The following is a 25684-nucleotide window of genomic DNA, read 5'->3' on the forward strand; positions in this document are numbered from 1 at the left end:
GCCTCAGCGGCTGTCGGGCATCAGCACCATGTTATCGCGGTGCACCATCTCCGGCTCCGCCACGTAGCCCAGCAGCCGCTCGAACTCGATTGAGGGCTTGCGGCACAGCAGCCTGGCTTCGGCGCTCGAGTAGTTGGCCAGCCCGCGCGCCAGTTCGATGCCCTGCGCGTCCCGCACGGCGATGACGTCGCCGCGCGAGAACTCGCCCTCGACGCTGGTCATGCCGATCGGCAGCAGGCTCTTGCCCTCGCCCCGCACCTTGGCGGCGGCACCGGCGTCCACCGTGACCGCGCCGCGCAACTGCAGGTGATCGGCCATCCAGCGCTTGCGCGCCTGGTGCTTGGCGGTCTGCGCCAGCAGCAGCGTGCCGATCGCTTCGCCGTGCGCAAGGCGCAGCAATGCGTCGTGCTCGCGGCCCCAAGCGATCACTGTCGAGGCACCGGAACCTGCGGCGCGCTTGGCCGCCAGGATCTTCGTGATCATGCCGCCGCGGCCGATGCTGCTGCCGGCGCCGCCGGCCATGGCTTCGAGCGCGGGATCGCCCGCGGCCGCCTCGTGCACGAAGCGCGCGTCGGGATTCTTGCGCGGATCGGCGGTGTAGAGGCCCTTCTGGTCGGTCAGGATCACCAGCGCGTCGGCTTCCACCAGGTTGGCGACCAGCGCGCCCAGCGTATCGTTGTCGCCGAACTTGATCTCGTCGTTGACCACCGTGTCGTTCTCGTTGATGACCGGCACCACGCCGAGCGCGAGCAGGGTCACCAGCGTCGAGCGCGCATTCAGGTAGCGCTCGCGGTCGGCCAGGTCGGCGTGTGTCAGCAGCACCTGAGCACTGCCCATGCCGTTCTCGCGCAGCTTGGTCTCGTAGATCTGCGCCAAGCCCATCTGCCCGACCGCCGCGGCGGCCTGCAGTTCGTGGATCTCGTGCGGGCGCGTGCGCCAGCCGAGCCGCTTCATGCCTTCGGCGATGGCACCGCTGGACACCATCACGACCTCGCGGCCGTCGCGCACCAGCGTCGCGAGCTGCCGGCACCATTCACCGATGGCGTTTTCATCCAGGCCCCGGCCCTCGTTGGTGACGAGGCTGGAGCCCACCTTGACGACGATGCGGCGCGCGTCGCGCAGGGCGGTGGAACCGGTGGTCGAGCTTGAAGTCATGTCAGGCAAAACGCGGATCGATCTCGGTCGGCGGTTGCTCGGCGACCTGTTGCGCCTTGACGTGCTGGTAGATCGCCTGCACCAAGGGCTCGCAGCCTTCGCGCGTGAGCGCGGAGATCTCGAATACCGGACCCTTGAAGCGCAGCCGCTTGACGAAGTCCTTCACACGCGCGGCGCGCTCGTCGTCCTGCACCATGTCGAGCTTGTTCAGCACCAGCCAACGCGGCTTTTCGTACAAGGCTGCATCGTATTTCTTGAGCTCACCGACGATCGCCTTGGCCTGCGCGACCGGATCGGCGTCGTCGAAGGGCGCGATGTCGACCACGTGCAGCAGCAGCCGGGTGCGCTGCAGGTGGCGCAGGAACAGATGGCCGAGGCCGGCGCCTTCGGAGGCACCCTCAATCAGGCCCGGGAGATCGGCGACGACGAAACTCTGCTCCGGACCGACGCGCACCACGCCGAGGTTCGGATGCAGCGTGGTGAAGGGGTAGTCGGCGATGCGCGGGCGCGCATTGGAAATCGCACTGATGAGGGTGGACTTGCCGGCGTTCGGCATGCCCAGCAGCCCCACGTCGGCCAGCACCTTCAGTTCGAGCTTGAGGCTCTTCTTCTCGCCGGGCCAGCCGGGTGTCTTCTGGCGCGGTGCGCGGTTGATGGCGCTCTTGAAGCGCATGTTGCCGAAACCGCCGTCGCCGCCCTTGGCGATAGTGATCACCTCGCCCGGCGTCAGCAGTTCGTACAGCACCTCGCCAGTTTCGGCGTCGGTGATGATGGTGCCGACCGGCATCTTGAGCGTGATGTCGTCGCCGGCGGCACCGAACATGTCCGAGCCCATGCCGTGCTGCCCGCGCTTGGCATCGTGGCGGCGCGAAAAGCGGAAATCCACCAGGGTGTTCAGGCTCGGATCGGCCACGGCGAACACATGGCCGCCGCGCCCGCCGTCGCCGCCGTTCGGGCCGCCGAACTCCTTGTACTTCTCATGCCGGAACGACACGCAGCCGTTGCCGCCATCGCCGGCGGCGATGTCGATGAAGGCTTCGTCCACGAACTTCATGAGATGTCCAGTTTACAAATGAAGAAGCCCCGGCAAAGCGGGGCTTCGAGCAGATCGAAGTGACTGGCTTACGCCGGGGTCACGTTGACCGTGTGCTTGTTGAGCGCGCCCTTGGTGCCGAAGGACACTTGGCCGTCGACCAGGGCGAACAGCGTGTGGTCCTTGCCCACGCCGACGTTGACGCCGGGGTGGAACTGGGTGCCGCGCTGGCGCACGATGATCGAACCGGCGCTGATCAGTTCGCCGCCGAAAGCCTTCACGCCGAGCATCTTGGGCTTGGAATCGCGCCCGTTTCGCGTTGAGCCGCCGCCTTTTTTCTGTGCCATGGTGTTCGCTCCTTAGCCGGCGATCGCACCGATTTGCAGCTCTGTGAACTGCTGGCGATGGCCTTGACGTTTCTGATAGTGCTTGCGACGGCGCATCTTGAAGATGCGAACCTTGTCGTGCTTGCCGTGCGACAGCACAGTGGCTGTCACAGATGCGCCGGACACCAGGGGCGTACCGACCTTGATTGCGCTGCCGTCGCCGACTGCGAGCACTTGGTCGATCACGATTTCCTGGCCTACGTCCGCAGCAATCTGTTCTACTTTAATTTTCTCGCCGGAAGCAACGCGATACTGCTTGCCACCGGTTTTTATGACCGCGTACATGTGGACCTCTTGGAATAAGATGGTTCTACGGCGAATTCCGCAGAGCCCAAGATTCTAGCACGGAGGCCACCTGCCGGCATAGAGCGACGCCGCGCCGCATTGTCTGGGCACCCGGCTCCCTATAATCTGCGCCTTCCGGCCCTGCGCCATCGTCGTCCCTCACGCAGCGCACAAAGCGCCCCTGCCTTGTCAGTTCCCCCCGCCGACACCTCCCCCGCTGCCGCCGTACTCAGCCTGATTGCAGAGGACATGGCAGGGGTCGACCTCGTGATCGCCCGCCGCCTCGATACCGGCGTCCCGCTGGTGCGCCAAGTCTCCAAGTACATCATCTCGGCCGGCGGCAAGAGGCTGCGCCCCGCGCTGCTGCTGCTCATGGCCGGCGCTTTGGGCTATCGCGGAGAACAGCGCTTCAACCTGGCCGCCGTGGTGGAATTCATCCACACTGCGACCTTGCTGCACGACGACGTCGTCGACGAATCCACGCTCCGGCGCGGCCGCCCGACGGCCAACGAGTCCTTCGGCAATCCGGCCAGCGTGCTGGTCGGCGACTTCCTCTACTCTCGCGCATTCCAGATGATGTTGGATGCCAACAACGTCCGGGTCATGGAAATCCTGGCCGAGGCGACCAACGTGATCGCCGAGGGGGAGGTACTGCAGCTCATGAACATGCACGACGCCTCGCTCGATGAGGAGGCTTACCTTCGGGTGATCCGCTCGAAGACGGCCAAGCTGTTCGAAGCCAGCACCCGGCTCGCCGCGGTATTGGCGGGCGCGACGCCGGAGGTGGAAGCAGCATGTGCCGCCTATGGACAGGCGCTGGGCACCGCCTTCCAGGTGATCGACGACGTGCTCGACTATGCAGGCGATGCGAACGAGACCGGCAAGAACGTCGGCGACGACTTGCGCGAAGGCAAGACGACGCTGCCGCTGATTCTGGCCATGCAGCGCGGCACCCCGGCACAGCGCGAACTCATTCGCGCCGCCATCGAGGCGGGCGATACGGCGCAACTGCCGCAGATCGTCGCCATCGTGCGAGAGACGGGTGCGTTGGACGCTACGCGGGCAGCAGCAGCGGCCGAAGCGCAACGCGCGATGGATGCGCTTGCCGGCTTTCCCGCGAATTCGCACTCTGCCGGTTTGCTACAATTGGCGGCTCAGTTGCTTGAGCGACGCGCCTAGACACCTCACGACAGGGGCACCCGGGACGAATCTTTTTCTTGCAACCATCGGGGTGTAGCTTAGCCTGGTAGAGCGCTACGTTCGGGACGTAGAGGCCGGAGGTTCGAATCCTCTCACCCCGACCAGCCTTTTCGGCTGTAAATGCAAAATGCTCCGCGGTCTGTTGCTGCGAAGCGATTTACAGCCCTTGGGGGATCAGCGATGATCGTGAAGCAATTTTTCACGTCTTGTTACATTCGTTGAATGGCCGCTGCTGAACCCCTCGTCAAAGAAAGCTCGTCGATCGCCCTGCCGGGACTCGCGCGGGCCTTGATTTCGGCCGGCAAGCTTCCGGCAAAAGCAGCCGAAGACATCTATCAGAAGTCGCTCAGCGGGCGGACCAGCTTCATCGCGGAGCTGACCGGCACGGGCGCCGTCTCGGCCGCCGACCTCGCGCACACCCTGTCGAGCGCCTTCGGTGCGCCGCTGCTCGACCTCGATGCGATCGACCCGCAGCGCCTTCCCAAGGACCTGCTCGACCCCAAGCTGTGCCAGGCCTATCGGGTCGTCGTCCTGAGCAAGCGCAACAATCGTCTCATTGTTGCAACAGCCGATCCTTCGGATCAGCAGGCAGCCGAAAAGATCAAGTTCGCGTCCCAGATGGGCGTGGACTGGGTCATCGCCGAGTACGACAAGCTCTCGCGCATGATCGAGGCGGCCGCAGTGAGCGCGTCCGAAACCATCGACAGCATCGTCGGTGCCGAGTTCGAATTCGACGAAATTTCGGCGGATACCTCGAGCGACAACAACGACCCGGCGGTGGCCGAGGTCGAAGACGCGCCGGTCGTTCGCTTTCTGCACAAGATGCTGCTCGACGCATTCAGCATGCGCGCGTCGGACATCCACTTCGAACCCTACGAGCATCAATACCGCGTGCGCTTCCGCGTCGACGGCGAACTGCGCGAAATCGCAAGCCCGCCCACGGTCATCAAGGACAAGCTGGCGTCGCGCATCAAGGTGATTTCGCGGCTGGACATCTCCGAAAAGCGGGTGCCGCAGGACGGCCGCATGAAGCTCAAGATCGGTCCCGACCGCGTGATCGATTTCCGCGTGAGCACCTTGCCCACCCTGTTCGGCGAAAAGATCGTGATCCGTATTCTCGATCCGAGCAGTGCACGCCTGGGCATCGACGCACTGGGTTACGACGCGGATGAAAAGGAACGATTGCTCACTGCCATCGGGCGTCCCTACGGCATGGTGCTGGTCACGGGCCCGACCGGCTCCGGCAAGACGGTGTCGCTCTACACCTGCCTGAACCTGCTCAACAAGGCCGGCGTCAACATCGCCACGGCGGAAGACCCGTCGGAAATCAACCTGCCCGGCGTGAACCAGGTCAACGTCAACGAAAAGGCGGGGCTGACCTTCGCGACCGCGCTGCGCGCCTTCCTGCGCCAGGATCCGGACATCATCATGGTCGGCGAAATCCGCGACCTCGAAACCGCCGACATCTCGATCAAGGCTGCGCAGACGGGCCACCTGGTCTTGTCGACCCTGCACACCAACGACGCCCCCACGACACTCACGCGCATGCGCAACATGGGCATCGCGCCGTTCAACATCGCGTCGAGCGTCATCCTGATCACCGCGCAGCGGCTTGCGCGCCGCCTCTGCACGGTTTGCAAGGTGCCGGCCATGGATGTGCCGAAGGAGGCGCTGCTCGATGCCGGCTTCAAGGAAAGCGATGTGGACGGTACCTGGAAGCCCTATCGCCCGGTCGGCTGCTCGGCCTGCAACGGCGGATACAAGGGGCGCGTTGGCATCTACCAGGTGATGCCGATCTCCGAAGAGATCCAGAAGATCATTCTGCGCGATGGCAGCGCCCTCGATATCGCGAAGCAGTCCGAAGCCGAAGGCGTGCGCTCGCTACGTCAATCGGGACTGAAGAAGGTCATGCAGGGCCTGACCTCACTTGAAGAAGTGCTCGCGGTCACCAACGAATAGCATTGAGAAGCGGAGCTCGAATGGCAACGGCAGCAGCAGCATCAACCCGAACCCTCAAGGAATTCGTTTTCGAGTGGGAAGGCAAGGATCGCAACGGCAAGGCGGTACGCGGCGAGGTCCGCGCTGCCGGCGAAAACCAGGTCCAGGCGGCGCTGCGGCGCCAGGGCGTGCTCGCCACGAAGATCAAGAAGCGGCGCATGCGCTCCGGCAAGGCCATCAAGCCAAAGGACATCGCCATCTTCACGCGCCAGCTGGCGACGATGATGAAGGCCGGCGTTCCGCTGTTGCAGGCCTTCGACATCGTGGGCCGCGGCAACGCGAATCCGAGCGTGGCCAAGCTGCTCAACGACGTTCGCAGCGACGTGGAAACGGGTACCTCGCTGTCCGCCGCTTTCCGCAAGTTTCCCAAGTACTTCGACAACCTCTACTGCAACCTGGTCGAAGCCGGCGAAGCCGCAGGTATCCTGGAAGAACTGCTCGATCGCCTGGCCACCTACATGGAAAAGACCGAGGCGATCAAGTCGAAGATCAAGTCGGCGCTGATGTACCCGACCTCCGTGGTCGTCGTCGCGTTCGTCGTGGTGGCGATCATCATGATCTTCGTGATTCCGGCCTTCAAGCAGGTGTTCACCTCCTTCGGCGCCGACCTGCCGGCCCCGACGCTGATCGTCATGGCCATCAGCGAATTCTTCGTCGCGTACTGGTGGCTGATCTTCGGCGTGATCGGCGGCGGCCTCTACTTCTTCATGCAGGCCTGGAAGCGCAACGAGCGCGTTCAGCGGGTCATGGACCGGCTGCTGCTGCGCCTGCCGATCTTCGGCACGCTGATCGACAAGTCCTGCGTCGCGCGCTGGACCCGCACCTTGGCCACCATGTTTGCCGCCGGCGTGCCGCTGGTCGAGGCGCTCGACTCGGTCGGCGGCGCATCCGGCAATTCGGTGTACGCCGACGCCACGGCCAAGATCCAGCAGGAGGTCTCGACCGGCACCAGCCTGACGTCGGCCATGACCAACGCCAACCTGTTCCCCTCCATGGTCCTGCAGATGACCGCGATCGGCGAGGAGTCCGGGTCGATCGACCACATGCTGGGCAAGGCCGCCGATTTCTACGAGTCGGAAGTCGACGACATGGTGGCCGGCCTCTCGAGCCTGATGGAGCCCATCATCATCGTGTTCCTCGGCGTGATCATCGGCGGCATCGTGGTCTCGATGTATCTGCCCATCTTCAAGCTCGGCCAGGTCGTCTGATGCTGGTTTCGCAGGGGGTGGACGCCGCATTGGCCGGCGTGCTGGGGTTGTTGATCGGCAGCTTCCTCAACGTCGTGATCTATCGCCTGCCGAAAATGCTGGAGCGCCAATGGGCCGCCGAATGCGCGAGCCTCAACGGCGCGGAACCCGCTGCTGCCGAGGCCTTCAATCTGATGGTGCCGCATTCGCGCTGCCAGCAGTGCGGCCACGCGATCCGCTGGTACGAGAACGTGCCCGTCTTGAGCTACCTGTTTCTTCGCGGCAAGTGCTCGGCGTGCAAGACGCCGATCAGCCTGCGCTATCCGCTGGTCGAGCTGGCGACCGGCGCCCTGTTCGCCTGGTGCGTATGGCGCATGCCGGGCCAGTTCGGCGGCCTGGCCTGGTGCGGCTTCGCGGCCGCGCTGATCGCGCTCGCGCTGATCGACTGGGACACCACCCTCTTGCCCGACGACATCACGCTGCCCTTGCTTTGGGCCGGCCTGCTCGCTGCCCTCGCGGGTTTCACGGGCGTGAGCCTGACCAACGCCGTCTGGGGCACCGTGGCGGGCTATGTCTCGCTGTGGGCGGTCTATTGGCTGTTCAAGCTGAGCACCGGCAAGGAAGGCATGGGTTACGGCGACTTCAAGCTGTTCGCCGCCTTCGGCGCATGGTTCGGATGGCAAGCACTGGTGCCCATCATCCTGATGGCATCGGTGATCGGTGTGATCGTCGGCATTGCACTCAAGCTCAACAGCGGATTGCGCGAAGGCGGCTACGTGCCCTTCGGCCCTTTCCTCGCGGGTGCGGGCTTCACGGCCATGCTCTTCGGCCCGGACGCGATCCTTCGCGTGGCCGGCCTCTGACAAGCAAAGGCGCGCGTGCCATGCGCATCGGACTGACCGGCGGCATCGGCAGCGGCAAGAGCACTGTCGCGTCCATACTGGTCAGCGCCGGCGCCACGCTGATCGACACCGACGCCATTGCACGTGCGATCGCCCAGCCTCATGGGGCCGCCATGCCCGCAATCGAAGCCGAATTCGGCCCCGCAGTCATCGCTGCGGATGGCGGTCTGGACCGGGCGCGCATGCGGGACCTGGTGTTTGCCGACACCGGCGCCAGGAAACGGCTCGAGGCAATCCTGCATCCCTTGATCAGCGCGGAGTGCGAACGCCAGGCGTCGGCCGCGGCCGGGCAGCTAATCGTCTTCGATGTGCCGCTGTTGGTCGAATCGAAGCGTTGGCGCGCCCTGGTCGATCGCGTGCTGGTCGTCGACGCGACCGAAGAAACCCAGGTGCAGCGCGTGGTGGCGCGTTCGGGCTGGACGCCCGAAGCCGTTCGCGCCGTAATTGCTCAGCAGGCCGACCGCGCGCAGCGCCGCGCCGCAGCCGATGCGGTGATCTTCAACGAGAAAATGTCGCTGGCGGAACTCTCCGCCGACGTCCGAAATCTGTGGGAACGGTGGACCGGCGCAGGCACGCGATAATCCCGGGCTGACTGCCGCCACACGCGCGAAACAACAACAAGGCGGCGCGCTCGAATGGGCCATGCGACGCAGCCCTCCCCAAGATGCTTTTCAATTCGTACGCATTCATCTTTCTCTATTTCCCGATAGTTCTTGTCGGGTTCTTCCTGATCGCAAAGCGCAACGCGCGTGCGGCCGCCGGCTTTCTTGCGCTCGCATCGCTGTTCTTCTATGGCTGGTGGAGCGTCATGGCCTTGCCGCTGCTGGTGGGCTCGATCTGCGTCAACTACTGGTTCGGACTGCGCCTCACGCCGAACCCGGGACGCGACGACCGTCAGCGCAAGCGCATGCTGATCGCTGCGCTCGTCGTCAACCTCGGGGTGCTGGCGGTCTTCAAGTACGCCAACTTCTTCGTCTCGAACGTGAACGAGGGGCTGGCTGCCGCAGGACTGGCGCCGATTCCGCTGCTCCATATCGCACTGCCGATCGGGATTTCGTTCTATACCTTCACGCAAATTGCCTTCCTGGTCGACTGCTGGCAGGGCAAGGTTCACGAGCGCAGCTTCATTCACTATGTGCTGTTCGTCACCTACTTCCCGCATCTGATCGCGGGTCCGGTGCTGCATCACGCGCAGATGATGCCGCAGTTCGCCAACCCAGCCATCTACCGGATCGATGCGAACAAGCTCGCGCTCGGCATTGCGATCTTTAGCTTCGGTCTCGCGAAGAAGCTGCTGATCGGCGACAAGATGGGACAGTACGCCGACCTGATGTTCAACGGCGTGCACAACGGCATCGCGCCCTCGCTTTACACGGCATGGTTCGGTGTGCTGGCCTACACGCTGCAGATCTACTTCGACTTCTCGGGCTATTCGGACATGGCGGTGGGGCTGTCCTTGTGCCTGGGCGTGCAGTTGCCGCTCAATTTCCGATCGCCCTACAAGTCGACCAACATCATCGAGTTCTGGCGGCGCTGGCACATTTCGCTGTCGACCTTCCTGCGCGACTACCTGTACGTGCCGCTGGGCGGCAACCGCAAGGGTGAGGCGCGCCGCTACCTCAATCTGTTTCTCACCATGCTGCTCGGCGGCCTCTGGCATGGCGCGGCGTGGACCTTCGTGATCTGGGGTGCGTTGCACGGCGCATTCCTGATGATCAACCACCTGTGGAACGCCAAGGTGCTGCGCAATGCCACACCGAGCCGCTTGAGGCGCGCGGCCGGCTGGTTGCTGACCTTCCTGTGCGTGATGATCGCCTGGGTCGTGTTCCGCGCCGAGAGCGTCGCCACGGCGCTCGAAATCTACAAGGGCATGCTCGGCATGCACGGAACGCCGCCGAGCGCATTCGGCGAATTCGCGGTCCCGTATCGCAAGCCCGAGTTCTTCCAGACCTTGCTGCTCGGCCTGTTCATCTGCCTGGCATTGCCTCCCACGATCGCGTTGGAGCGCTGGGTGCCTGGTCCGATCGCGCTGGCGGGGCGTCCGCGCTCGATGCGGGCGGTCACGGCACTGATCGCCGCTTTCGTGGTCGTGCTGTTCGGCATGTGCGTGTCCCAACTGGGCGTCTACAGTCCCTTCCTTTATTTCCAGTTCTGACATGACCCCAGCGAAACTCTGGCTGCGGATCTTTTTCGCGGGCTTTGCGGTGATCGTGGCCCTGCTGCTGGTCACCCTGTTCACACCGGTTCCCTACGGCGACCTGTCGCGCATCGGGCGGGTATCCGATCACGAATTCGGGTGGCGCAAACCGCCTCCTCCTCTTCCGCTCGAGTCCATGCGCGGCGTCCCGATGGACCAGGCCGACATCCTCGTCATCGGCGACAGCTTCTCGATGACCCTCACATGGCAGAGCGTGCTGGTGAAGGCCGGCTACCGCGTCACGACGATCTACTGGGGACAACTTCCCTTCATCTGCAAGAATTTCAGCCAATGGGTCGAGGGCACCGGCTTCCGCGGCAAGCTGATCGTGATCGAGAGCATCGAGCGCCTGCTTGCCGAGCGCCTCGACGACAGCGAGGCCTGCAGCGCGATGTCGAAGAAGCCCCTGTCGGTCAAGAAGGAGCCCTTCGTGCCGCCCCTCGCCCAGGTTCCGGGCTTCGAACTCAACACCAACGCCAAGCTGACCGCCGGCCTGAACACCTATCGCAACACGCAGCGTGCGATCGCATCGCCCGACGTCCAGTTCGGCGAGCGCGCGCGGGTGCGCACCGTGCCCGACGGCTGCGCCTATTTCAGCCACAGGCTCTGCGACAAGGCGCTGTTTTTTCCCGATGACACCAAGGCGGCCGAATTGTCCGAGCGGACGCTCAGGCAGATGGAAGCGATCAACCAGGCGCACCCGTCGTTGCCGATCCTATGGATGGTGTTGCCCGACAAGACGACGACCTACGTGGAACCGAAGCACTCGGCCAGTTTCGTGGCCGCGCTCAACAAGACCAAACTCGGCCCCGACTTGTTCACCGCGGCGAGGGAGGCCCGCACGACCGTGCGCGATCTGTATTTCCCCAACGACACGCACCTGTCGATGCACGGTCAGCTGTGGGTCGGCGACCTGATGCTGACGCAGGTGCGCGAGTTCCTCTCTCCCGGTCGACACAACGCGCCGTAGGACGGATGCCAGTTCCCATCCGCTGCGGCGCGGCAGCGAGTCTTCCGGCTATCATCGTGCGACTGGAAGCCGACGCGTGATTCTGTACGAGTACCCCTTCAACGAGCGCATCCGGACCTACCTGCGGCTGGAGCACCTGTTTCGCCGTCTCGGCGAATTGGTGCCTGCCGATTCGGCGCTCTCCCACCACTACGCCCTCGTCACGATCTTCGAGATCATGGACGTGGCGGCGCGCGCCGACCTCAAGGCCGACGTGATGCGGGACCTCGACAAGCACAAGAATGTCTTCAACAGCTATCGCGGCAATCCGGCCATCTCTGAAGCCGTGCTCGACCAGGTCGTCGGCAAGCTCGAAAGCAATTTCACGACCCTCAACACGGTGCCTGGCAAAGCCGGCCAGGCATTGACCGAGAACGAGTGGCTGATGAGCATCCGCAGCCGCGCGGGCATTCCCGGCGGCACCTGCGAATTCGACCTGCCGGCCTACTACGCCTGGCAGAACGGCAGGGCCTCCGATCGGCGCGCCGACCTGGAACGCTGGTCCTCCACGCTCGCGCCGCTGGCCGAATCGATCTACCTGCTGCTGAAGCTGTTGCGCGACGCCGACGTGCCTTACAAGGTCATGGCCGCGGGCGGCCAGTTCCAGCAGAACCTGCCCCAGGGCCGCAGCTTCCAGCTGCTGCGCCTGCGCATCGACCCGAAACTCGGACTCATTCCCGAGATCAGCGGCAATCGGCTCATGGTGTCGGTGCGGCTGATGCGGCAGGAGGCCGATCGCCTGCACCAGAGCGCAGACGACACGCCGTTCGAGCTGACCCTCTGCGCATGATGACCAAGGTCAATGCAGCCGGCGAGCGCATCGTCCGGTGTCCGGCGTGCGGGAAAGACAGCGTCTACGCGCCCAGCAACCCGTACCGGCCCTTCTGCAGCGCGCGCTGCAAGGGCATCGACCTCGGCGCCTGGGCCAGCGAAGAATTCAGGATGCCGGCCGAGGCGCCGCCCGACGACGAGCCTTTCGGCGACCCGAAGCTTCAGTGACCGTCCGGCTGGCCGCGCTCTTCGGCCAGCCATCCGAGCACCGGCAGCGCGCCCGGCAGCACCGGCGTCACATCGAGCGGCAGCTGCTGCCAGCGCATGGACTGGCCTTCGCGCATTTCGAACTCGCCCCGCCACGCTCGGACCTTGCACCAGTGCAGGCGCACCAGCGCATGCGGGTAGTCGTGTTCGGTGGTCTTCCAGACTTCGGCGCCGGCGATCGTGATGCCGAGCTCCTCGTGCAGTTCGCGCCGGAGCGCTTCCTCCACCGTCTCGCCGGTCTCGATCTTGCCGCCCGGAAACTCCCAATAGCCCGCGTAAGGCTTGCCCTCGGGCCGCGTCGAGAGAAGCAGGGCGTCGTCTTCGCGGATCAGGATGCCGACCGCCACCTCGGTGTGTTTGCGCGTGTCCGTCATGGCCGGGTTCAGCTGCGGCCCGCGTAGTCGCGCGCGAACTGGTAGGCCACGCGGCCGCTGCGCGAACCCCGCTCGAGCGCCCACACCAGCGCCGCGGGGCGCGCCGCCTCGATCGCCTTCGCATCGACGCCGAAGGACGAGAGCCATTGCGCGACGATCGTCAGGTATTCGTTCTGGCTGAAGGGATAGAAGCTGACCCAGAGGCCGAAGCGCTCCGACAGCGAAGTCTTCTCCTCGATCACCTCGCCGGGATGCACCTCGCCGTCCTCGGTGTGGGTGTAGCTCAGGTTGTCCTTCATGTACTCGGGCAGCAGATGGCGCCGGTTGCTGGTCGCGTAGATCAGCACATTGGGTGTCGCCGCGGCGATCGACCCGTCGAGGATCGACTTGAGCGCCTTGTAACCCGGCTCGCCCTCGTCGAAACTCAGGTCGTCGCTGAACACGATGAACTTCTCGGGCCGCTGTGAAACCACCTCGACGATGTCCGGCAGGTCGGTCAGCTCCGCCTTGTCGACCTCGATCAGGCGCAAGCCCTGCGGCGCATAGGCCTGCAGGCAGGCACGGATCAGCGAGGACTTGCCGGTGCCACGGGCCCCGGTCAAGAGCACGTTGTTGGCCGGCTTGCCCTCGACGAACTGGCGCGTGTTGCGCTCGATCTTTTCCTTCTGGAGGTCGATTTCCTTCAATGCGTCCAGCGACATGCCCGCCACATGGCGCACCGGCTCTAGCGTGCCGTGCCCCGAACTGCGACGGCGGTAGCGCCAGGCGATCGAGGCGCTCCAGTCGGCGGGCGCCGCCAGCGGCTGGGGAAGGATCGACTCGATGCGGCCGATCAGCTGTTCGGCACGCTCGATCAGCCTTTCAAACTTCTCGTTCATATCGATTAGCTATGAAGCTTGTCTGTTCGGGGGGACACCGCGGAACCGGCCTTGCCGGGCCGCTGGTGTCGCCCCCCGCTGAGGGGGTTGGCGAAGCGACACGAAGTGCGCGAAGCCTGGGGGAGGTCAAGATCTGTAGTCGGCGTTGATGGAAACGTAGTCGTGGCTCAGGTCGCAGGTCCACACCGTATCCGCGGCCTCGCCGCGGCCGAGGCCGATGCGCACCATGATCTCGCTCTGCTTCATCACGCGCTGGCCGTCTTCTTCGCGGTAGCTCGGATTGCGCCCGCCCTTGACCGCGACGTGCACGTCGTCGAGATGGAGGTCGATGCCGGTCTGGTCGAGGTCGGCGATGCCCGCGTAGCCGACTGCCGCGAGGATGCGCCCGAGGTTGGGGTCGCTCGCGTAGAACGCGGTCTTGACCAGCGGCGAATGCGCGACCGCATAAGCCACCTGGCGGCACTCGGCGGCGTCGCGCCCGCCTTCGACGCGGATGGTGATGAACTTGGTCGCGCCCTCGCCGTCGCGCACGATGGCCTGGGCCAGCTGGAGCGCGACCGCCTGCATCGCGTCCAGCAAGGCGCGGCCTTCCACGGAATCGAGTGAGGTGACGGTGCCGTGCTCGGCTTTCTGCGTGGCAATCACCACGAAGGAATCGTTGGTCGAGGTGTCGCCGTCGATGGTCACCCGGTTGAACGAGGCCTCGGCCAGGGCCTTGGCCAGCGGCTGGATCAGCGACGGATCGATCTTCGCGTCGGTCGCCATGAAGCCGAGCATGGTCGCCATGTTCGGCCGGATCATGCCGGCGCCCTTGCTGATGCCGGTGACGGTGACCGTGACGCCGCCGATCTGCAGCTGCCGGCTGAAGGCCTTGGGCACGGTGTCGGTGGTCATGATGCCTTCGGCCGCGCGCGCCCAGTTGGCGGGCGCCGCGTCGGCCAGCGCGGCCGGCAGCCCGGCCTCGATGCGGTCGATCGGCAGCGGCTCCATGATCACGCCGGTGGAAAAGGGCAGGATCTGCTCGGGCGCGAGGTTCAGCTTGCGCGCCAGCGCGATGCAGGTCGCGCGCGTGCGCGCCAGGCCGTCCTCGCCGGTACCGGCATTCGCATTGCCGGTGTTGATCAGCATGGCGCGAATGCCGAAGTCCCGGGCCAGGTGCTCGCGGCACACCTGCACGGGTGCAGCACAGAAGCGGTTCTGCGTGAACACGCCGCCGACGGCGGCGCCTTCGTCGATCAGCACGACCGTCAGGTCCTTGCGGTTGGCCTTGCGCACGCCCGCCTCGGCCACGCCGATGCGGATGCCGGGCACCGCATGCAGCTCGGCGGGATCGGGAGCGGAGAGATTCACTGGCATGGCGAGGTCCTGCTGTGCATCAATTGAGTTTGCCGTGGCAATGCTTGAACTTCTTGCCGCTGCCGCAGGGGCAGGGGTCGTTGCGGCCGACGCGCGCAAAGGCGGCGGCACCAACGCTCAGGCCCGAGGTGGCCTGGCGGCGCAGGCTTTCTTCGTCGACCCGCACTTCGACCTCGCCGGTCTCGGTCGGCGCGGTGTAGGTGATGTTGGACAGGTTCTCGCCGCGGCTTCCCAGCTCCTCCGCCGCTTCCTCGAACTGCTCGCCGGTCTGCACGCGCACCGTCATGAGCTGGCGCGTGACCTCGTTCTTCACCGAGTCGAGCAACTGGCCGAAGAGCTCGAAGGCCTCGCGCTTGTATTCCTGCTTGGGCTGCTTCTGCGCGTAGCCGCGCAGGTGGATGCCCTGGCGCAGGTAATCCAGCGAAGCCAGGTGCTCGCGCCAATGCGTGTCGATGCTCTGCAGCAGCACCATGCGCTCGAACTGGGTGAAGTTCTCCTGGCCGATCAGCGCCACCTTGGCGTTGAAGGCTTCGTTGGCCGCGGCGACCACCTTCTCGACGATGTCCTCATCGCCTATGGCACTCGAAGCCTCCACGTCTTTCTGCAGCGGGATGTCGATGCCCCACTCGGCCGCCAGCACCTTCTCGAGGCCGGCGAGGTCCCATTGCTCTTCGACCGATTCGGCCGGCACGTACTGGCGAACCAGGTCGCTGAAGCAGCCTTCGCGCAGCGCCTCGATCTGCGCCGTGAGATCGCCCGCGTCGAGGATGTCGTTGCGCTGCTGGTAGATCACCTTGCGCTGGTCGTTGGAGACGTCGTCGTACTCCAGCAGCTGCTTGCGGATGTCGAAATTGCGCGCCTCGACCTTGCGCTGCGCGCTCTCGATGCTGCGCGTGACGATGCCGGCTTCGATGGCTTCGCCGTCCGGCATCTTGAGGCGGTCCATGATCGCCTTGACGCGGTCGCCCGCGAAGATGCGCATCAGCGGATCGTCCAGGCTCAGGTAGAAGCGCGAAGAGCCCGTGTCGCCCTGCCGGCCCGAGCGGCCGCGCAGCTGGTTGTCGATGCGCCGCGACTCGTGCCGCTCGGTGGCGATGATGCGCAGGCCACCGACCGACTTCACGAACTCGTGGTCCTTGTCCCACTCGGTGCGCAGGCGTGCAATTTCGGCCGCCTTGGCCGAAGGATCGAGCGCCTCGTCGGCCTCCACCGCCTCGATCGCCTTCTCGACGTTGCCGCCGAGCACGATGTCGGTACCGCGACCCGCCATGTTGGTCGCGATCGTGATCATCTTGGTCCGGCCCGCCTGCGCGACGATCTCGGCCTCGCGCGCATGCTGTTTGGCGTTGAGCACCTGGTGCGGCAGGTCGACCTTGGCGAGCAGGCCGTCGATGATTTCGGAGTTCTCGATCGACGAGGTACCGACCAGCACCGGCTGGCCGCGCTCGTAGCACTCGCGGATGTCCTCGATGGCCGCGTCGTACTTCTCGCGCGTGGTCTTGTAGACGCGGTCCAGCTGGTCCTCGCGCCGGCTCGGGCGGTTGGGCGGAATGATCGTGGTCTCCAGACCGTAGATCTCCTGGAACTCGTAGGCCTCGGTGTCGGCCGTGCCCGTCATGCCCGCCAGCTTGGCGTAGAGGCGGAAATAGTTCTGGAAGGTGATCGAGGCGAGCGTCTGGTTTTCGGCCTGGATCTCCACGCCTTCCTTGGCTTCGACGGCCTGGTGCAGGCCGTCGCTCCAGCGCCGGCCGGTCATCAGGCGGCCTGTGAACTCGTCGACGATCACCACTTCGCCCTGCTGCACCACGTAGTGCTGGTCGCGGTGGTAGAGATGCCGCGCACGCAGCGCGGCATTGAGGTGATGCATCAGCGTGATGTTGGCCGGATCGTAGAGCGAAGCGCCCTCGGGCAGCAGCTTGAATTCGGAGAGGATTTGCTCCGCCTTCTCGTGGCCGTCTTCGGTCATGAACACCTGGTGCGTCTTCTCGTCGACCGTGAAGTCGCCCGGCTTCGTGACGCCCTCGCCGGTGCGCGGATCGGCCTCGCCCTCTTGCTTGGTCAAGAGCGGCACGACCTTGTTGATCGCGAGGTACAGCTCGGTATGGTCCTCGGCCTGGCCGCTGATGATGAGCGGCGTGCGCGCCTCGTCGATCAGGATCGAGTCCACCTCGTCGACGATGGCGTAGTTCAGCCCGCGCTGCACCCGGTCCTGCGTCTCGTAGACCATGTTGTCGCGCAGGTAGTCGAAGCCGTACTCGTTGTTGGTGCCGTAGGTGATGTCGCTGCCGTAGGCCTGCTGCTTCTCCTCGCGCGGCATCTGCGGCAGGTTGATGCCGACCGAGAGCCCGAGGAAGTTGTAGAGGCGGCCCATCCAGCGGGCGTCGCGGTTGGCGAGGTAGTCGTTCACCGTCACCACGTGCACGCCCTTGCCGGTCAGCGCATTCAGGTACACCGGCAACGTCGCGGTGAGCGTCTTGCCCTCGCCGGTGCGCATTTCGGAGATCTTGCCGTTGTGAAGCGCCATGCCGCCGAGCAGCTGCACGTCGAAGTGGCGCATCTTCATGACGCGCTTGGAGCCTTCGCGCACCGTCGCAAAAGCCTCGGGCAGCAGGTCGTCCAGCGTCTCGCCGCGCCCCAGCCGGTCCTTGAACTCCTGGGTCTTGGCACGCAGCGCATCGTCGCTGAGCTTCTCGAAGTCGGGTTCGAGCGCATTGATGCGTTCGACCGTCTTGCGATACTGCTTGAGGAGCCGGTCGTTGCGACTGCCGAAAATCTGGGTCAGGAAGTTGGTGGCCATGCGAGCAGGGTCGACAGGAACCCCAACGCATGCGGGCACCGCGACCGAAATTCCTAAGATAGGTGAAAGCAGGTGGGCGCGCCTGGCGCAAAATCAACACGCCAAGGCAAACGGACCCCGCCGGCGCGAACGCCGGCAAACCGGGCATTTTAGCCGCGTTGCCACTCTGAGGCTCCCCCCCTTCTTCCCCGATGAACCGCCGTTTCAATCCCGTCAGTTTGCAGCAGGCCGCACAGGATTCGCCCACCCTGGCCAGCCTCGCCGCGCGCGCGCGCGACGCGAGCGAGCGATTGCAGGCGGTGCAGGAACTGATTCCGCCCGAGCTGCGCCCCGCCGTGCAGGCCGGTCCCGTCGAAGGCGGCACCTGGTGCCTGCTGGTGCAGGGCAGCGCCGCCGCGGCCAAACTGCGCCAGCTGGTGCCTTTGCTTCAGACGCGGCTGAAATCCAGAGGCTGGGACGACGTGACGCTTCGCATCAAGGTGCTCGCGCGCCGCTGAAAGCAAGAGCGTCAGCCGCCGCCACTCGCGCGTGTCGTCGACGCCGTGCTCCAACGGATAATCGCCGCCTCATGTCCTGCCTGCGCCACGCCCGCCACCTCGGCCGCTTCGTGCTGCTGTGGTTCGCGCTGTCGCTGGGCGTGGCGGTCGCCTCGCCGATCGTGAATCCGCAGGCGGTGGAGCTGGTCTGTTCCAGTGCCGGCGCCGTCAAGATGGTTGTGCAGACCGACGACGGCGCGCAGGAGCTGGGCATGAGCCACATGGACTGCCCGCTGTGCGTGTTGACCGGCGCGCCGCCACCCGCAGCAGCGGTTGCGCTGCCGAGTCCTCTCCCGCTGGCCCATGCGGTCCAGCCCATTCCGGCCGCACGCATCGCCGCGGCCACCGCCGCGCCGCTGCCCGCGCGCGGGCCGCCAGCGCTCTGAGCCTGCCTTCGAACCGGTAGCGCACCGCGCCCCGCAGGACGGGCGCTGGCGCCCGGACTTCCTTGCTTGCCATGCATCGGCGCTCCACGGCGCCGAAGAGCCCTTCCATGAATTCAATGACCCATGAGGCACCCGCGCGCGCCGGTGCTGCCGACGGCCTCTATCGCGCCGTATGGCGCTGGCACTTCTATGCCGGCCTGCTGGTGCTGCCCTTTCTGATCTGGCTGACCATCACAGGCGGCCTGTACGTCTTCAAGGCAGAGGTCGATGGCTTCTTTCATCGCGAGCTGAAGACCGTGCCGGTCGCCAGGGGGTCCATGCGGCCCCATGGGGAGGTGGTCGCCGCAGCCTTGGCGGCACATCCCGGGCGGCTGCTCAAGTACACGCCCGCAAGCGCAGCGACCGACTCGGCGGAAGTCGGCATCGCGACCGCCCAGGGCGAACAGCTCGCGGTGTTCGTCGACCCTTATCGCGCCGCGGTGCTGGGCGCCTTGCCCGATCGCGCGACGGTGGCCTGGACCATCCGCCGACTCCACAGCCTGAAGTACTTCGGGCCGGTGGCGCGCGGGGCGATCGAGATCGCGGGCGGCTGGGCCATCCTGCTGGTGCTCACCGGCATCTATCTCTGGTGGCCGCGCGGGCGCAGCGGCGGGGTGCTCTCTGTGCGCGGCCGGCCGCGCCAACGCGTGTTCTGGCGCGACCTGCATGCCGTGACGGGCCTGGTGGTCGGCAGCGCGCTGGCCTTTCTGGCCTTCACCGGCATGCCCTGGTCGGTGCTGTGGGGCGCGAAGGTCAACCAGTGGGCCAACGGGCACAACTTCGGCTATCCCGCCGGCGTGCGCGTGCAGGTGCCGATGTCCACGCAGCGGCTCGGCGACCAAGCGCCCACCGCCTGGTCGCTCGAGCAGGCCCGCCTGCCTCGGTCCGCACCGGACGGACATGAGGATCACGCAGGGCATGGCGCGCCGCCGCAGCCGGCTGCGACGGCGGCTTCGCCCCAGGCCATCGGCCTCGACGCTGCCATCGCGATCGTCGAAGGGCTGGGCATCGCCCGCGGCTACACCATCAGCCCGCCGCGCGGGCCCACCGGCATCTACACGGCTTCGGTCTATCCCGACGATCTGTCGCAGCAGCGCGTCATCCACCTCGACCAGTACAGCGGCCGGCGGCTCATCGACATGCGCTATGCCGACTACGGGCCGCTGGGCCGCAGGCTGGAGTGGGGCATCAACGTCCACATGGGCCGGGAGTTCGGCGTGCCCAACAAGGTCGTGCTGGTGGTGGTCTGCCTGGCGATCGTGCTGCTGTGCGTGAGCGCCGGCTTGATGTGGTGGAAGCGCCGGCCGGCCGGTGGCCTGGGCGTACCTCCGATGCCCGCCGACCGCCGCGCGTTGCGCGCCGTCGTGGCATTGCTGGCTGTGGGCGGCGTCGTGTTTCCGCTGGTCGGCGCTTCGCTGCTGATGATGCTGCTGCTCGATGCCTTGCTCGTGCAAGGACACCAGCGTCCTGCGGGCGCTGCCTGAAGCAGCAATGACTTTGCATCTCCGGACACGGCGCGCAGCGCAGCACCTCCGGACTGTCTGGTGGTGCCGCTTGTCGGCATCAAATTTGGGCGTTTTGGCGGTTCTTGCGAAGCCGGACGTCGGGATCGAACATGCCGGGGGATGGCGGAAAGTCAAGCTCTCTTCCCAGCGAGGGCGGCGAAGTTCATTTAAACGGGCTCGACGATAAAGGTGCAACGCCCCCTTCTGCCCCCTTTCTGCCCCCTTCCCGTTCCGTGGGCATAGGTCCACAGCCAGGAGAGCGCTGAGCCGGACGGTATTCGATGGACCCACGGCGGCCGACCAGTATCAGCCCTCAAGCTGGGAGCGTCACCGACGAACCGCGTAACGCGTTCGCGTGAACTCCTCCATCTTGGGGTTCTGAAATACCCGTTTTCAGAACTACATCCGCGCAGGGGCACACGCTTAGGGGACGCCCGACTCGAAAACGAGGCGACGCCTCGGCCGCTTTGACGCCGAACCGCCGTGCGTGCGCACCGGCATGCAGGCCGCCCTTCCCTTGCCGGCTGGTGTTACTGCCAGTCCATTCGATGACCACCTGCGTAACTCAGCCCATCGCGATCGTGGACGGCACTTCAGATAAACGTGGTCCGCGCGCATCGTCGACTACTACCACTCACGAAGGACGGCCGGCGCCCCACCCTTCGCTGCGCTCCCAGCATTTCCGCAAGCGAACACATTTCCGTCATCGGATGATGTTCGGTAGCGGGGCTCGGTTCCGGTGCCGGATGCATCCCCGGGCCCCCGCGGCCGACGCGGATCCCCCCGCGGGCGGCGGCTTTATGGCGCAGGGGCTGGTGGCCCTCTTGGCGTGGGCGCTTGATCGGCGAATCCGCAGCCGCCCCAGCCCACGGCCATTGCAGAATTGGGTAAAGTGATACCCAATATAATGTATAACGGGTACGTAACTAGCCAAGCACGCTCGACATCAGTCCTCGGTACGGGTAATATGCTGCTCATTAAGCTGGATAGTGAGTTTCTAAATGAACACACAAAGCGCCCCGCCCCTCGAAGTCACTCAGGCCGCACGCACCTTCGGTGAGCGTCTGCGCACTGCTCGCATGCGCCGACGCATGACCCAGGACGAGCTTGCGAGCGCCAGCGGCATCACTCGCAAGACCCTCTACGCGCTCGAGAACGGCTCAACCGCAGCCTCGCTTGGTACCGTGTTGTCGGTGCTATGGAAGCTTGGCCTTCTGGGGACGGCGGCGGGCTTGGCCGATCCCGACCAGGACGAGCACGGCAAAGTGCTTGAGGCGGCTCGACGGCCGACCAGGGTTCGCCACAGCACGGCGAATCTGGACAACGACTTCTGATCCCTTATGGCCACCCCTGACCAGCACTGCTACATCTACATCCAGCTTCCAGGCACCTTCGAGACGGTGCCCTGTGCGTCTTTGCGCGTTCGCGAGGTTGGCTCTGGCTCCTACGAGGGCACCTTTACCTACGGGCGGCGCTACTTGGACCGCAAGGATGTTGTCGCGCTAGACCAATACCACCTTTCGCTCGGCCCACGCCCGCATCGATTTACGAAACTGAAAGGAATTCCTGGCGCCGTGCGAGACGCCAGCCCCGACGCTTGGGGCCGCCGTGTCATACAGGCGAAGCTCCAGCGCAAGGAGGAGGATCTGCAGGAGATGGACTACCTGCTTAATGGTCCGGACGACGGTGGCGGCAACCTGAGCTTCGGCAGGACTATTGAGCCTCCAGCCACTCGCCGTCCGTTCAATCGCACTCACCAGCTCGAGGCTCTCTGCGAGGCCGCGGAGAAGCTAGAGGAGGATGGTCGGCTTCCCCACGAAGTGCTGGAAGAGCTTGAACCAGGCACCAGCATGGGCGGAGCCAGGCCGAAGGTGACTATCGAGGATGGCAAAAAAATCTGGCTGGCCAAGCTCCCCGAGAAAAACGACCCGGTCAACATGCAGCGAATTGAATTCGCAACCCTCCGCCTTGCCGATGCGGCAGGAATTCGAGTGTGCGGCACGCGACTGGAACCAATCGGCGGAAAGGATGCCCTGATGCTGGAGCGTTTCGACAGGGAGTGGCGAGAAGACAAGGGCGCCTACCTTCGCTACGGGCTTATCTCGGGCTTGACGGTGCTTGACGCAGAAGATGGTTATGCAGGTCGTGCGCGCTGGTCTTACCCTCTGCTCGCCGATGAACTGCGCCGCTGGTCTGTTCGAAGTGAAGACGATCGGCGCGAGCTCTTCAAGCGAATGGTCTTCAATGCAATGGTCACCAACAACGACGATCACCCGCGCAATCACGCGGTGCTTCATCGACCCGGAGGATGGCGGTTATCACCGGCCTACGACATCGTGCCGAAGCCACTGGTGTCTCAGGAACGTCGGGATCTTGCACTGGAGGTTGGGAGATTTGGCCGGGCAGCGAGCCGCTACAACCTGCTGTCGCAATGCGACGTGTTTGGGCTCTCGCCTGCGGAAGCTGAACACGAAATCGACTCCATGCTGAAGGTTGTCAGCGGCTGGCGAGAGTTCTTTGAACGCGCCGGGGTCGACCGCGTTGCGCTTGAATACCTCGAGGGCGCGATGCTGCCGCCGTCGTTCTTTCTGGAGCAGCCGCCTCAGCCAATCTGACGTCCGCAGACGTCCAGGACGTCGACGCTCACCGACCGTCAGCCGCCTGGCGCGTAAGCGGAGAGGCTCCGACTACGGAGCCGCGAGCCGGGCCCTCCAGGCGCCGGGGCTGCGGCGCGGGAGCTCTGTTCGCGTTACGGATTCCGCCAAGGGACAGGCACCTTCGCAAAATGCGTCCAGGAAAAGGGAAGATCCAAATGCGCACTTGAAGCGGGCTGCGCAACCGCGTGGCCTGACGTGCCGCAGGAACTTCGACGGCAGCGTAAGCTGCGACCCTGACTGAAACACGTCGCTTGTTCAGTTCCGAACATGGCGAAGCCGGTTTCTGCCTACTGCAAAGGGCAACTTCGCCGCTCCACCCGCCTGCCCTACTCTGTCTTCCACAAGGCAGACCCGCGCAGCAGCAGCAGACGTGCTTCGCAATCCTTCGCACGCGACATTCCGCGCCGCCCACATGCAGCAGCCTCTTCGCTTGCATATCGCAGGGCCATGTCCCCAAATGTCTCCGAGCGCCGTGCAGATGTCTTCTTTGATCCGCTGGCCAGCGACAATTATCTTGAGCAATCGTGTCGCGTGCTCGGATTTGCCCTGCCCGCTGGAGAATCGAGTGGAAGTGGTGCCGCTTGTCGGAATCGAACTGACGACCTACCGCTTACAAGGCGGTTGCTCTACCAACTGAGCTAAAGCGGCGTGGGGGTACGGATGGATTTTAGCGGTGCGGCGCCTGCCGCTCGGCCCGCTACTTGATGCGCTTGAGCGAGGGCCGGGCGCCGCCGTTGGTCGGGGGCCTCGGCGGGTCTTCGGGGTCCGAAGGCGTGGCGCCCGCCGTCGTCGTTGCCGCCGCGTCATCCGCGGAAGCCTCGCCGCCGACCAGATGGACGACCTTGCTCGCATCGCCTTCGGTGCCGCGGGACGCGTCTCGCAAGGGCGTGCGCGCCGCGGGCGACGTCGTGGCCGTGCTGTGGTCCTCGATGGCCGGCACTGCGGCGGGTGCGGGCGCCGGAAAAGCCATGCCCTGCCCGTTCTCGCGCGCATAGATCGCGATCACGCGGCCCACCGGCACGCTGATCTCGCGCGCGGTGCCGGCGAAGCGGGCCTTGAACTCGATGAAGTCGTTGCCCAGCTTGAGTGAACTGGTCGCATCGAAGCTGATGTTCAGCACAATCTCGCCGTTCTTCACGTACTCGCGCGGCACCTGCACGGTATCGTCGACCTGCACCGCCACGTAGGGGGTGAAACCGTTGTCGGTGCACCACTCGTACAGGGCCCGTATCAGGTAGGGGCGGGTGGAAGAAGACTCGAGCGCGTTGATCATGAGAAACGAAGCTGCAGGTACTACTTGCGCATCACCTTTTCGGACGGCGTCAGCGCTTCGATGTAGGCCGGGCGCGAGAAGATGCGTTCAGCGTACTTCAGGAGCGGCGCGGCGTTCTTGCTGAGGTCGATGCCATAGTAGTCCAGGCGCCAGAGCAGCGGCGCGATCGCGACGTCGAGCATCGAGAAATTGTCGCCAAGCATGTATTTGTTCTTGAGAAACACGGGCGCGAGCTGCGTGAGCCGGTCGCGGATGTGCGAGCGCGCCTTCTCGATCGCCTTCTCGTTGCCCTTGGCGGTGCGGTTTTCCAGCGTGGAGACGTGCACGAACAGTTCCTTCTCGAAATTGAGCAGGAACAGGCGCACGCGCGCGCGGTCGACCGGGTCGCCGGGCATCAATTGCGGATGCGGGAAGCGCTCGTCGATGTACTCGTTGATGATGTTCGACTCGTACAGGATCAGGTCGCGCTCGACCAGGATCGGCACCTGGCCGTACGGGTTCATCACGCTGATGTCTTCGGGCTTGTTGTAGAGATCGACGTCGCGGATCTCGAAATCCATGCCCTTTTCGAACAGCACGAAGCGGCAGCGATGGGAAAAGGGGCAGGTCGTTCCTGAATACAAAACCATCATGGCGAAAGACTCCTAAAAATTAAAAAGAGTGGGCATGCCGGGCGGCAACCCACTCCACAAGGACGCGCGCCCGGCGAAGCCGGACCGCGTTCTCAGCTTCGTTACTTCACGTCTTTCCAGTACGAGGCGTTCAAGCGCCATACGAAGACCAACGCCATGACGAGAAACAGCAGCACCCAGACGCCGACGCGGATGCGGGTGTTCTGCGCGGGTTCGGCCATCCATTGAAGGTAGCTCACGAGGTCGCCGATCGCCTGGTCGTACTGCAGCGGCGTCATCGTCCCGGGCGCGACCTGCTCCCAGCCCTTGAATACCTCGGCGGCGTGGCCGTGCGATTCGATCTTGTCGAACACCGGCCGGCGGTCACCCTGCAGCTCCCACATCACGTGCGGCATGCCGACACTCGGGAACACGAGATTGTTCCAGCCGGTCGCCTTGGTGTCGTCGCGGTAGAAGGTGCGCAGGTAGGTGTAGAGGTAGTCGGCCCCCGTGCCGCCGTGGCCGGCGCGCGAACGGGCGACCAGCGTGAGGTCGGGCGGAATGCCGCCGAACCATTCCTTGGCCTGGCGCGGATCGAGGTTGGCCTTCATCGTCTCGCCGACCTTGTCGGTCGTGAACAGGAGGTTGTCCTTGATCTGCTGCTCGGTGATGCCGATGTCCTGCAGCCGGTTGTAGCGCATGAACGCCGCCGAATGGCAGTTGAGGCAGTAGTTGACGAACAGCTTGGCGCCGTTCTGCAGCGCGGCCAGGTCGTTGGTCTTGTTCGGTGCCTTGTCCCAGGCGATGCCGCCCTCGGCGGCATGTGCACCGGCCACGAAGCCGAGCGCTGCAATCAACGTGAGGATCAGTTTCTTCATTCTT

Annotated in this window: 25 protein-coding genes and 2 tRNA genes; 15 read left to right on the forward strand and 12 right to left on the reverse strand. The window is 65.0% G+C overall.

Annotated elements, in window-relative coordinates; all coding sequences use genetic code 11:
* Nucleotides 1-3: 3 nt before the first annotated feature.
* The 4 genes from proB to rplU form a co-directional block, all read right to left on the reverse strand.
* Nucleotides 4-1155: a glutamate 5-kinase gene (gene proB, locus ACSQ9A_RS21870; RefSeq protein ID WP_436305151.1), complete on the reverse strand. Its 1152-nt coding sequence runs from the start codon at nt 1153-1155 to the stop codon at nt 4-6.
* Nucleotide 1156: 1 nt separating this feature from the next.
* Nucleotides 1157-2209, reverse strand: coding sequence for an Obg family GTPase CgtA (cgtA, locus tag ACSQ9A_RS21875; RefSeq protein ID WP_093105747.1), 1053 nt, complete (start codon nt 2207-2209; stop codon nt 1157-1159).
* 68 nt (nt 2210-2277) lie between these two features.
* Nucleotides 2278-2535 (reverse strand): 50S ribosomal protein L27, encoded by a 258-nt coding sequence (rpmA, locus tag ACSQ9A_RS21880; RefSeq protein WP_436305153.1) that lies wholly within the window; start codon nt 2533-2535, stop codon nt 2278-2280.
* A 12-nt stretch (nt 2536-2547) separates the two neighbouring features.
* On the reverse strand, nt 2548-2859 hold the full coding sequence (rplU, locus tag ACSQ9A_RS21885) for a 50S ribosomal protein L21 (protein WP_093105742.1): 312 nt from the start codon (nt 2857-2859) through the stop codon (nt 2548-2550).
* A gap of 186 nt (nt 2860-3045) precedes the next feature.
* On the opposite strand from rplU, the gene ACSQ9A_RS21890 reads away from it, so the two are divergent.
* The 10 genes from ACSQ9A_RS21890 to ACSQ9A_RS21935 all read left to right on the forward strand — a co-directional run bounded on the left by ACSQ9A_RS21890 (nt 3046) and on the right by ACSQ9A_RS21935 (nt 12351).
* The gene (locus tag ACSQ9A_RS21890; protein WP_093105740.1) at nt 3046-4038 is read left to right on the forward strand and encodes a polyprenyl synthetase family protein; all 993 of its coding nucleotides are present in this window, start codon (nt 3046-3048) and stop codon (nt 4036-4038) included.
* Between the two features lie 48 nt (nt 4039-4086).
* Nucleotides 4087-4163: transfer RNA gene (locus ACSQ9A_RS21895), tRNA-Pro, on the forward strand.
* A 118-nt stretch (nt 4164-4281) separates the two neighbouring features.
* Complete coding sequence (gene pilB, locus ACSQ9A_RS21900) at nt 4282-6018, forward strand: type IV-A pilus assembly ATPase PilB (RefSeq protein ID WP_436305154.1); 1737 nt, start codon at nt 4282-4284, stop codon at nt 6016-6018.
* Between the two features lie 20 nt (nt 6019-6038).
* A complete protein-coding gene (locus ACSQ9A_RS21905) occupies nt 6039-7265 on the forward strand; it encodes a type II secretion system F family protein (protein ID WP_436305156.1) in 1227 nt (408 codons plus the stop codon).
* Nucleotides 7265-8107, forward strand: a complete 843-nt coding sequence (locus ACSQ9A_RS21910) for a prepilin peptidase (RefSeq protein ID WP_436305157.1) — start codon at nt 7265-7267, stop codon at nt 8105-8107. The genes ACSQ9A_RS21905 and ACSQ9A_RS21910 overlap by 1 nt, the downstream gene beginning before the upstream one ends.
* A gap of 20 nt (nt 8108-8127) precedes the next feature.
* Entirely contained in the window at nt 8128-8727 is a 600-nt protein-coding gene (gene coaE, locus ACSQ9A_RS21915) for a dephospho-CoA kinase (protein WP_436305158.1), read from the forward strand.
* A gap of 83 nt (nt 8728-8810) precedes the next feature.
* Nucleotides 8811-10301, forward strand: a complete 1491-nt coding sequence (locus tag ACSQ9A_RS21920) for an MBOAT family O-acyltransferase (RefSeq protein WP_436305159.1) — start codon at nt 8811-8813, stop codon at nt 10299-10301.
* 1 nt (nt 10302) lies between these two features.
* A complete protein-coding gene (locus ACSQ9A_RS21925) occupies nt 10303-11313 on the forward strand; it encodes a hypothetical protein (RefSeq protein ID WP_436305160.1) in 1011 nt (336 codons plus the stop codon).
* A 76-nt stretch (nt 11314-11389) separates the two neighbouring features.
* Nucleotides 11390-12142: a cell division protein ZapD gene (gene zapD, locus ACSQ9A_RS21930; RefSeq protein ID WP_436305161.1), complete on the forward strand. Its 753-nt coding sequence runs from the start codon at nt 11390-11392 to the stop codon at nt 12140-12142.
* Nucleotides 12142-12351, forward strand: coding sequence for a DNA gyrase inhibitor YacG (locus tag ACSQ9A_RS21935; protein WP_093105721.1), 210 nt, complete (start codon nt 12142-12144; stop codon nt 12349-12351). The genes zapD and ACSQ9A_RS21935 overlap by 1 nt, the downstream gene beginning before the upstream one ends.
* On the opposite strand, the gene mutT is transcribed toward ACSQ9A_RS21935, so the two are convergent.
* The 4 genes from mutT to secA all read right to left on the reverse strand — a co-directional run bounded on the left by mutT (nt 12345) and on the right by secA (nt 17795).
* Nucleotides 12345-12764, reverse strand: coding sequence for an 8-oxo-dGTP diphosphatase MutT (mutT, locus tag ACSQ9A_RS21940; protein WP_436305162.1), 420 nt, complete (start codon nt 12762-12764; stop codon nt 12345-12347). The two genes, ACSQ9A_RS21935 and mutT, sit on opposite strands and share 7 nt — an antisense overlap.
* An 8-nt stretch (nt 12765-12772) precedes the next feature.
* Complete coding sequence (locus ACSQ9A_RS21945) at nt 12773-13642, reverse strand: ATP-binding protein (protein WP_436305163.1); 870 nt, start codon at nt 13640-13642, stop codon at nt 12773-12775.
* 126 nt (nt 13643-13768) lie between these two features.
* On the reverse strand, nt 13769-14998 hold the full coding sequence (argJ, locus tag ACSQ9A_RS21950) for a bifunctional glutamate N-acetyltransferase/amino-acid acetyltransferase ArgJ (protein ID WP_436305164.1): 1230 nt from the start codon (nt 14996-14998) through the stop codon (nt 13769-13771).
* A gap of 19 nt (nt 14999-15017) precedes the next feature.
* Nucleotides 15018-17795: a preprotein translocase subunit SecA gene (gene secA, locus ACSQ9A_RS21955; RefSeq protein ID WP_436305165.1), complete on the reverse strand. Its 2778-nt coding sequence runs from the start codon at nt 17793-17795 to the stop codon at nt 15018-15020.
* A 191-nt stretch (nt 17796-17986) separates the two neighbouring features.
* Between secA and ACSQ9A_RS21960 the strand changes: the two genes are divergently transcribed.
* From ACSQ9A_RS21960 to ACSQ9A_RS21980, 5 genes are all read left to right on the forward strand, one after another.
* Nucleotides 17987-18292 carry a DciA family protein gene (locus tag ACSQ9A_RS21960; protein WP_436305166.1) on the forward strand — a complete coding sequence of 102 codons (306 nt, stop codon included), beginning with the start codon at nt 17987-17989 and terminating at the stop codon, nt 18290-18292.
* A 71-nt stretch (nt 18293-18363) separates the two neighbouring features.
* A complete protein-coding gene (locus ACSQ9A_RS21965) occupies nt 18364-18717 on the forward strand; it encodes a DUF2946 family protein (protein WP_436305167.1) in 354 nt (117 codons plus the stop codon).
* 107 nt (nt 18718-18824) lie between these two features.
* Entirely contained in the window at nt 18825-20240 is a 1416-nt protein-coding gene (locus tag ACSQ9A_RS21970) for a PepSY-associated TM helix domain-containing protein (RefSeq protein WP_436305168.1), read from the forward strand.
* Between the two features lie 1022 nt (nt 20241-21262).
* On the forward strand, nt 21263-21595 hold the full coding sequence (locus ACSQ9A_RS21975) for a helix-turn-helix domain-containing protein (protein WP_436305169.1): 333 nt from the start codon (nt 21263-21265) through the stop codon (nt 21593-21595).
* Between the two features lie 6 nt (nt 21596-21601).
* Complete coding sequence (locus ACSQ9A_RS21980; protein ID WP_436305170.1) at nt 21602-22876, forward strand: type II toxin-antitoxin system HipA family toxin; 1275 nt, start codon at nt 21602-21604, stop codon at nt 22874-22876.
* Nucleotides 22877-23490: 614 nt separating this feature from the next.
* Here the strand turns inward: ACSQ9A_RS21980 and ACSQ9A_RS21985 are convergent.
* The 4 genes from ACSQ9A_RS21985 to ACSQ9A_RS22000 form a co-directional block, all read right to left on the reverse strand.
* Nucleotides 23491-23566: transfer RNA gene (locus tag ACSQ9A_RS21985), tRNA-Thr, on the reverse strand.
* A 49-nt stretch (nt 23567-23615) separates the two neighbouring features.
* Complete coding sequence (locus tag ACSQ9A_RS21990; RefSeq protein ID WP_436305171.1) at nt 23616-24191, reverse strand: ClpXP protease specificity-enhancing factor; 576 nt, start codon at nt 24189-24191, stop codon at nt 23616-23618.
* Nucleotides 24192-24211: 20 nt separating this feature from the next.
* Nucleotides 24212-24823 carry a glutathione S-transferase N-terminal domain-containing protein gene (locus ACSQ9A_RS21995; protein WP_093105691.1) on the reverse strand — a complete coding sequence of 204 codons (612 nt, stop codon included), beginning with the start codon at nt 24821-24823 and terminating at the stop codon, nt 24212-24214.
* Nucleotides 24824-24924: 101 nt separating this feature from the next.
* Nucleotides 24925-25680: a cytochrome c1 gene (locus ACSQ9A_RS22000; protein ID WP_093105689.1), complete on the reverse strand. Its 756-nt coding sequence runs from the start codon at nt 25678-25680 to the stop codon at nt 24925-24927.
* Nucleotides 25681-25684 lie beyond the last annotated feature (4 nt).

Origin of the sequence: Variovorax sp. LjRoot290, from assembly GCF_964253985.1 — a bacterium.
Taxonomy (GTDB): Bacteria; Pseudomonadota; Gammaproteobacteria; order Burkholderiales; family Burkholderiaceae_C; genus Variovorax.